The organism is Pseudomonas sp. (assembly GCF_032058845.1).
Lineage (GTDB): Bacteria > Pseudomonadota > Gammaproteobacteria > Pseudomonadales > Pseudomonadaceae > Aquipseudomonas.
Genome location: NZ_DAMCCR010000049.1, coordinates 23402 through 30170, shown reverse-complemented (window position 1 = coordinate 30170; position 6769 = coordinate 23402). Strand labels below are relative to the sequence as shown.

4 protein-coding genes and 1 pseudogene are annotated in these 6769 nt (G+C 65.6%); 1 reads left to right on the top strand and 4 read right to left on the bottom strand.

The window, feature by feature from the left end; genetic code table 11:
• From RT028_RS11395 to RT028_RS11380, 4 genes are all read right to left on the bottom strand, one after another.
• The coding region (locus RT028_RS11395; protein WP_312934954.1) for an acetyl-CoA carboxylase biotin carboxylase subunit at nt 1-1473 on the bottom strand (1473 nt) is incomplete at its 3' end.
• Nucleotides 1470-2288 (bottom strand): gamma-carboxygeranoyl-CoA hydratase, encoded by an 819-nt coding sequence (locus tag RT028_RS11390; protein ID WP_312934953.1) that lies wholly within the window; start codon nt 2286-2288, stop codon nt 1470-1472. The genes RT028_RS11395 and RT028_RS11390, both read right to left, overlap by 4 nt.
• Nucleotides 2289-2291: 3 nt before the next feature.
• Nucleotides 2292-3896, bottom strand: a complete 1605-nt coding sequence (locus tag RT028_RS11385) for a carboxyl transferase domain-containing protein (RefSeq protein ID WP_312934952.1) — start codon at nt 3894-3896, stop codon at nt 2292-2294.
• Nucleotides 3897-4004: 108 nt separating this feature from the next.
• The gene (locus RT028_RS11380; protein ID WP_312934951.1) at nt 4005-5168 is read right to left on the bottom strand and encodes an isovaleryl-CoA dehydrogenase; all 1164 of its coding nucleotides are present in this window, start codon (nt 5166-5168) and stop codon (nt 4005-4007) included.
• Between the two features lie 251 nt (nt 5169-5419).
• Here RT028_RS11380 and RT028_RS11375 point away from each other — a divergent pair.
• Nucleotides 5420-6517: pseudogene (locus tag RT028_RS11375) on the top strand (AMP-binding protein); the annotation flags it as partial.
• Nucleotides 6518-6769: the final 252 nt, after the last annotated feature.

Sequence of the window (6769 nt, the reverse complement as noted above, 5' to 3'; positions counted from 1 at the left end):
GGCCGCCCAGGGCGAGTCGCCATCGTCGGCACGCAGCGCAGCGTCAGGGTGGGTCAGCCACGCCTGCGCGGCCTGCTGCCAGAAAGCCTCCGGCAGCACCTGGGCGGCGGGCAGCAGGTCGGCCTGATGGCGCGGGATGAAGCCGGTGTCCAGCGCCGCCGACACAAAGGCCGGATGCGCCAGAATGCGTTGCACGAAGCCCAGGTTGCTTTTCACCCCGCCAATCGCCATGCCGGCCACTAGCGCCAGCAAGCGTTGGCGTGCCTGTTCACGGTCTTCGCCCCAGGCAATCAGCTTGCCCAGCATGGGGTCGTAGTACGGCGACACCTCGTCACCCTCGCTGACCCCACTGTCGATGCGCTGTCCCGGGCCCAGCGACGGCTCGCGGTAGAGCGTCAGGGTGCCGGTGGAGGGCAGGAAATCGTGGGCCGGGTCTTCGGCGTACAGGCGCACTTCGATGGCATGCCCGCGCAACGGCACGTCGGCCTGGCGCAACGGCAGCGGCTCGCCGCAGGCCACGCGGATCTGCCAGGCCACCAGGTCCAGCCCGGTGATGGCTTCGGTGACCGGATGCTCGACCTGCAGGCGCGTGTTCATCTCCATGAAGAAGAAGTCGCCACGGGCATCGAGCAGAAACTCCACGGTGCCGGCACCGACATAACCGATGGCCTGCGCCGCGCGCACCGCCGCCTCACCCATGGCCTGGCGCAGCGCTGGCGAGAGCCCTGGCGCTGGCGCTTCTTCGACGACCTTCTGGTGCCGGCGCTGGATCGAGCAGTCCCGCTCATTGAGGTACAGGCACTGCCCGTGCTGGTCAGCGAATACCTGGATCTCCACGTGACGCGGTTGCAAGACGTACTTTTCCACGAGCATCCGCGCATCGCCGAACGATGCGCGCGCCTCGCGCTGCGCCGAGGCCAGCGCTTCAGCCAGCTGGCCCTCGTGTTCGACCACCTTCATGCCTTTGCCACCGCCACCGGCGCTGGCCTTGAGCAGCACCGGATAGCCAATGCGCGCGGCGGCGTCGCGGAACGTGTCGAGGCTTTGCGCAGCACCGTGGTAGCCCGGTACCAGCGGAACACCGGCCTGCTCCATCAACGCCTTGGCCGCCGATTTGCTGCCCATGGCCTCGATGGCACTGGCCGGCGGACCGAGGAAGATCAGGCCAGCCTCGGCGATGGCCTGGGCGAAACCGGCATTTTCCGAGAGGAAGCCGTAGCCGGGATGAATGGCCTGGGCGCCGCTGGCGCGGGCGGCGGCCAGCACCTTGTCGATGTCCAGGTAGCTGTCGGCCGCTTTCGCGCCGCCCAGACCGACGCTGATGTCGGCCTCGCGCACATGCCGGGCAGTGCGGTCGATGCTGCTGTGCACGGCGACGGTGGTCAGGCCCATGGCCTTGGCCGTGCGCAGAATGCGGCAGGCGATTTCGCCACGGTTGGCGACCAGCAGCGTGGTCAGCGGGATCTGGCTCATGAGCATGGCTCCGGGTCGAGGGGGGCGGCCTGCCAGGCCGGCGGGCGTTTTTCCAGAAACGCGTGCAGGCCTTCCTGGCCTTCGGCGCTGACACGAATCTGCGCGATGCAGTGCTCACAGGCGGCACGCACGGCTGCAGACGGCGCCGCGTCGCCGACCTGTTGCAGTAGCGCCTTGCTGGCGCGCATGGCCTGGGGGCTGTTGAGCAGCAGGGTGCTGACCCAGGTCTCGACCGCCGCCTCCAGGGTGTCAGCCGGGTACACCTCGGCCAGCAGGCCCAGCTCCCGCGCTCGCAGGCCGCTGAAGCGTTCGGCGCTCAGCGCATAACGACGCGCAGCGCGTGCGCCGATGGCCGCGACCACGAACGGGCTGATCACCGCCGGCGCCAGGCCGATACGCACCTCCGACAGGCAGAGCTGGGCGTCCTCGGCGCCAATAGCGACATCGCAGCAACTGATCAGCCCCACCGCGCCGCCGAAGGCTGCGCCCTGCACCACGGCCAGGGTCGGCATCGGCAACGCGTGCAGGCGGTACATCAGCTCGCCCAGCGCGTTGGCATCGTTCAGGTTATGCGCCAGGTCCAACTGTGCCGACTGCTGCATCCACAGCAGGTCGGCGCCGGCACTGAAATGTCGGCCACGGCCGCGCAGGAGGAGAAAACGCAGGTCGGCATCGTCTGCCAGTGGCGTCAGGACGCTGACCAGTTCACGGATCATCTGCTCGTTGAATGCGTTGTGCTTGTCAGCGCGGTTCAGCCACAGGGTGGCGAAACCGCGTCGGTCTCGAATCAGTTCAAGGGTGCTGAAGTTGCTCATGGGTCACATCCGGAAAATGCCGAAGCGGCTGGGCGCGATCGGCGCATTGAGGGCGGCGCTCAAGGCCAGGGCCAGGACATCGCGGGTCTGCGCCGGGTCGATGACGCCGTCGTCCCACAGCCGTGCGCTGGAATAGTAGGGGTGTCCCTGACGCTCGTACTGTTCGAGGATCGGCTGGCGCAGGCGGGTTTCGGCCTCGGTGTCGAATGCCTCGCCGCTGCGCAGGCTCTGCTCGCGCTTGACCTGCACCAGCACGCCTGCCGCCTGTTCGGCGCCCATCACGCCGATCCGAGCGTTCGGCCACATCCACAGGAAACGCGGGTCGTACGCGCGGCCACACATGCCGTAGTTGCCGGCCCCAAAGCTGCCACCGATGATCACGGTGAATTTCGGCACCTGCGCACAGGCCACTGCCGTGACCAGCTTGGCGCCATGCTTGGCAATGCCGCCTTCTTCGTATTTCTTGCCGACCATGAAGCCGGTGATGTTCTGCAGAAACAGCAGCGGGATACCGCGTTGGCAGGCCAGCTCGATGAAGTGCGCGCCTTTCTGCGCGGCCTCTGCGAAGAGGATGCCGTTGTTCGCCAGGATCGCGATCGGGTAGCCGTGCAGGTGGGCGAAGCCGCAGACCAGGGTGGTGCCGAACAACGCCTTGAACTCATCGAACTGCGAGCCGTCGACCAGCCGGGCGATCACCTCACGCACATCGAAGGGCTGCTTGGCGTCGGCAGGCACCACGCCATACAGCTGCTCGGCGTCGAGCAGCGGTGGGCGTGGCGCCTGGCACTGCAACTGGCCCTGCTTGCGCCAGTTCAGGTTGGCCACGCAGCGCCGTGCCAGGGCCAGGGCGTGTTCGTCGTTCTCGGCGTAGTGGTCAGCCACGCCGCTGGTGCGGCAGTGCACCTCCGCGCCACCCAGGTCTTCGGCGCTCACCACCTCGCCGGTAGCCGCTTTTACCAAGGGTGGGCCGGCGAGAAAGATGGTCGCCTGCTGGCGCACCATGATGGCCTCGTCGGCCATGGCCGGCACGTAGGCCCCGCCTGCGGTGCACGAGCCCATCACCACAGCGATCTGCGCGATGCCCTGGGCGCTCATGTTCGCCTGATTGAAGAAGATTCGCCCGAAGTGCTCGCGGTCAGGAAACACCTCGTCCTGGCGCGGCAGGTTGGCGCCGCCCGAGTCCACCAGGTAAATGCACGGCAGGCGGTTTTCCTGGGCGATGGCCTGGGCGCGCAGGTGTTTTTTCACGGTGAGGGGGTAATACGAGCCGCCCTTGACCGTGGCATCGTTGGCCACGATCAGGCATTCCACCCCTTCGACCCGGCCGATACCGGCCACCAGGCCTGCGCCGGGGACGTCCTCGCCGTACACCTCATGGGCCGCCAGTTGGCCGATTTCCAGAAACGGCGAGCCGGGGTCGAGCAGCCGGTCGATGCGCTCGCGCGGGAGCAACTTGCCCCGCGCGATGTGTCGCGCCTGCGCCTGCTCGCCGCCGCCCTGGCTGATCTGAGCGAGCAGGGCGCGCAAGGCGTCGACCTGCGTCAGCATGGCTTCGCGATTACGTGCAAAATCGGGTGAATTCACGTTTAGCTGAGACTTCAGGATCATCGTTGACCTCTTTGGCGCGGCACGCTGTGACCGCGAGTTCCGAGCTGAGGGGGAGGGGCTGTGACAGCCGTATGCGGAGCTGGACGAAGTCGCTCGCTCGCCGCCGACTCAGCGCGTCTCGTTGAACAGTTCACGGCCGATCAGCATTCGCCGAATCTCGCTGGTGCCGGCGCCGATTTCGTACAGCTTGGCGTCGCGCAGCAGCCGCCCTGCAGGGAACTCGTTGATGTAGCCATTGCCGCCCAGAATCTGGATGGCTTCGAGCGCCATCTGCGTAGCGCGCTCGGCGGTGTAGAGGATCACCCCGGCGGCGTCCTTGCGCGTGGTCTCGCCACGGTCACAGGCCTGGGCCACCGCGTAGAGGTAGGCGCGGCTGGCGTTGAGCTGGGTGTACAGGTCAGCGACCTTGCCCTGGATCAGCTGGAATTCACCGATGCTCTGGCCGAACTGCTTGCGGTCGTGGATGTACGGGATGATCAGGTCCAGGCAGCTCTGCATGATCCCGGTCGGGCCGCCGGCCAGGACCACGCGTTCGTAATCCAGGCCGCTCATCAACACCCGCACCCCGCCGTTGAGCTGGCCGAGGATGTTCTGCTCAGGCACTTCGACGTCATCGAAGAACAGCTCACAGGTGTTCGAGCCGCGCATGCCCAGCTTGTCGAACTTCGGGCTGCGGCTGAAACCGGCCCAGTCCCGCTCGACAATGAACGCGGTGATGCCATGGGCGCCCTTGTCCAGGTCGGTCTTGGCGTAGATCACGTAGGTGTGGGCGTCGGGGCCATTGGTGATCCAGGTCTTGCTGCCGTTGAGCACGTAGTGGTCGCCGCGCTTGTCGGCCCGCAGCTTCATCGACACCACATCGGAGCCTGCATTGGGCTCGCTCATGGCCAACGCGCCGATGTGTTCGCCGCTGATCAGCTTGGGCAGGTACTGGCGCTTCTGCGCATCGGAGCCGTTGCGGTTGATCTGGTTCACGCAGAGGTTGGAGTGTGCCCCGTAAGACAGCGCCACCGAGGCCGAGCCGCGGCTGATTTCCTCCATGACCAGCACGTGCGCCAAGTAGCCCAGGCCGGCGCCGCCGAATGCTTCGGGCACCGTTACGCCCAGCAGGCCCATGTCACCGAACTTGCGCCACAGGTCGGCGGGGAAGAGGTTGTCCTGGTCGATCTGCGCGGCACGGGGGGCGATTTCGGCGGCAACGAAAGCGCGGACGTGGTCGCGCAGCATGTCGAGGGTTTCGCCCAAGGCGAAATTGAGGGAGGCGTAGTACATACAGGGCACCTTATTGTTCTTGAAAGAGGTCAGCGGCGTTGAACTGAACAGCCTGGTCGCTACCCAGCTGTCATCAGTGCTGGGATTTAACCTTTACGTTAACGTAAGCATGGCCGGTGAAGCTGTCAATCTGCTCATCACCTTTACGTTAACGGAATACTTGGCCACAGTTGCGACGTCGCTGGCTTGCACCGCACAGAGCCGGCATGACCCGGCGCTTGCCAGCACAACAATCACAACAAGGGACACCCATGAGCCAGCTCAGCTACAGCCGTGGCCGCCAGGACCGGCCGCTTCTCGACCAGACAATCTGCCAGGCCTTTGACGTCACCGTTGCCGCCTACCCCAACCGTGAAGCGCTGGTAGTGCGCCACCAGGGCCTGCGCCTGACCTGGCGCGAGCTGGCCGCAACGGTTGACTAGCACGCCCGCGCCCTGAGGGCGTTTGCCATCCAAGCCGGTGAGCGCATCGGCATCCGGGCACCGAACTGCGCCCAGTGGTGCATCTTGCAGATCGCCAGCGCCAAGGTCGGGGCCATTCTGGTAACGGTCAATCCGGCGTATCGGGTCAGCGAACTGGACTACGTCCTGCGGCAATCGGGTTGCCGCTGGCTGGTTTGCGCCGATGCCTTCAAGACCTCCGACTACCACGCCATGCTCACTGAGCTGATCCCCGATCTTGCCAGCCACCCTGCCGGGACATGACGCAGCGAATCCTTACCCTTGCTGCGGGGCATCATCAGCCTGGCCGACCAGCCGCCGTGCGGCTTCACCGCCTGGGCGCGGCTCGCCGAAGTGGCGGGCCAGGTGGATACGCATGCATACGAGCCCGCCAAGCTGCGCTAACCCCCGATCAGCCGGTCAACATCCAGTACACCTCCGGCACCACCGGCGCCCCAAAAGCGCCACCCTCAGCCACCGCAATCTCCTCAATAATGGCGACAGGGTCGGCGAGAGCCTCGGCCTCACCGTCGACGACCGCATGGTGATTCCGGTACCGCTGTACCATTGCTTCGGCACGGTCATGGGCAACCTGGGCTGCATCACTCACGCCAGCACCATGATCTACCCAATGACGCTTTCGACGCCGAACTGAACCTGCGTTGCGTCGCTGAAGAACGCGCGAGCACCCTGTATGGCGTACCAACCACGTTCATCGCCATGCTCGATCACCCGCTCCGCCAACGCCTCGACCTCTCGACGCTGCGCAGCGGCATCATGGCCGGCGCCACGTGCCCGATCGAGGTCATGTGCAGGGTCGTCGAGCAGATGCACATGGCCAAGGTGCAGATCGTCTACAGCATGACCGAAACCAGTCCGGTGTCATTGCAGACAAGCGCCGACGATGAGCCGGTGCCAAGGCATTACCGCTTCGTGGAGCAATTCCCCATGACGGTCACGGGCAAGGTGCAGAAGTTTCGTATGCATGAGATCAGTATCGAGGCGTTGCGGCGAGGGTAAGGGGCGAGTCTTCGAGGCTTTTGAGGGGCCGTTGATGGGGAGGTGAATGCCCGCCGCAGTGGGTAGGCTCATGATCAATAATGATCAGAAACGGCTGAACGAGAGTCAACAGGTACAGACAGGCTGCATGCGGTCTCGGTG

What these genes read in the sequence shown, in the direction of transcription:
- RT028_RS11380 (WP_312934951.1), bottom strand. Translation starts at nt 5,168, where the DNA reads ATGTACTACGCCTCCCTCAATTTCGCCTTGGGCGAAACCCTCGACATG.
- RT028_RS11390 (WP_312934953.1), bottom strand. Translation starts at nt 2,288, where the DNA reads ATGAGCAACTTCAGCACCCTTGAACTGATTCGAGACCGACGCGGTTTC.
- RT028_RS11385 (WP_312934952.1), bottom strand. Translation starts at nt 3,896, where the DNA reads ATGATCCTGAAGTCTCAGCTAAACGTGAATTCACCCGATTTTGCACGT.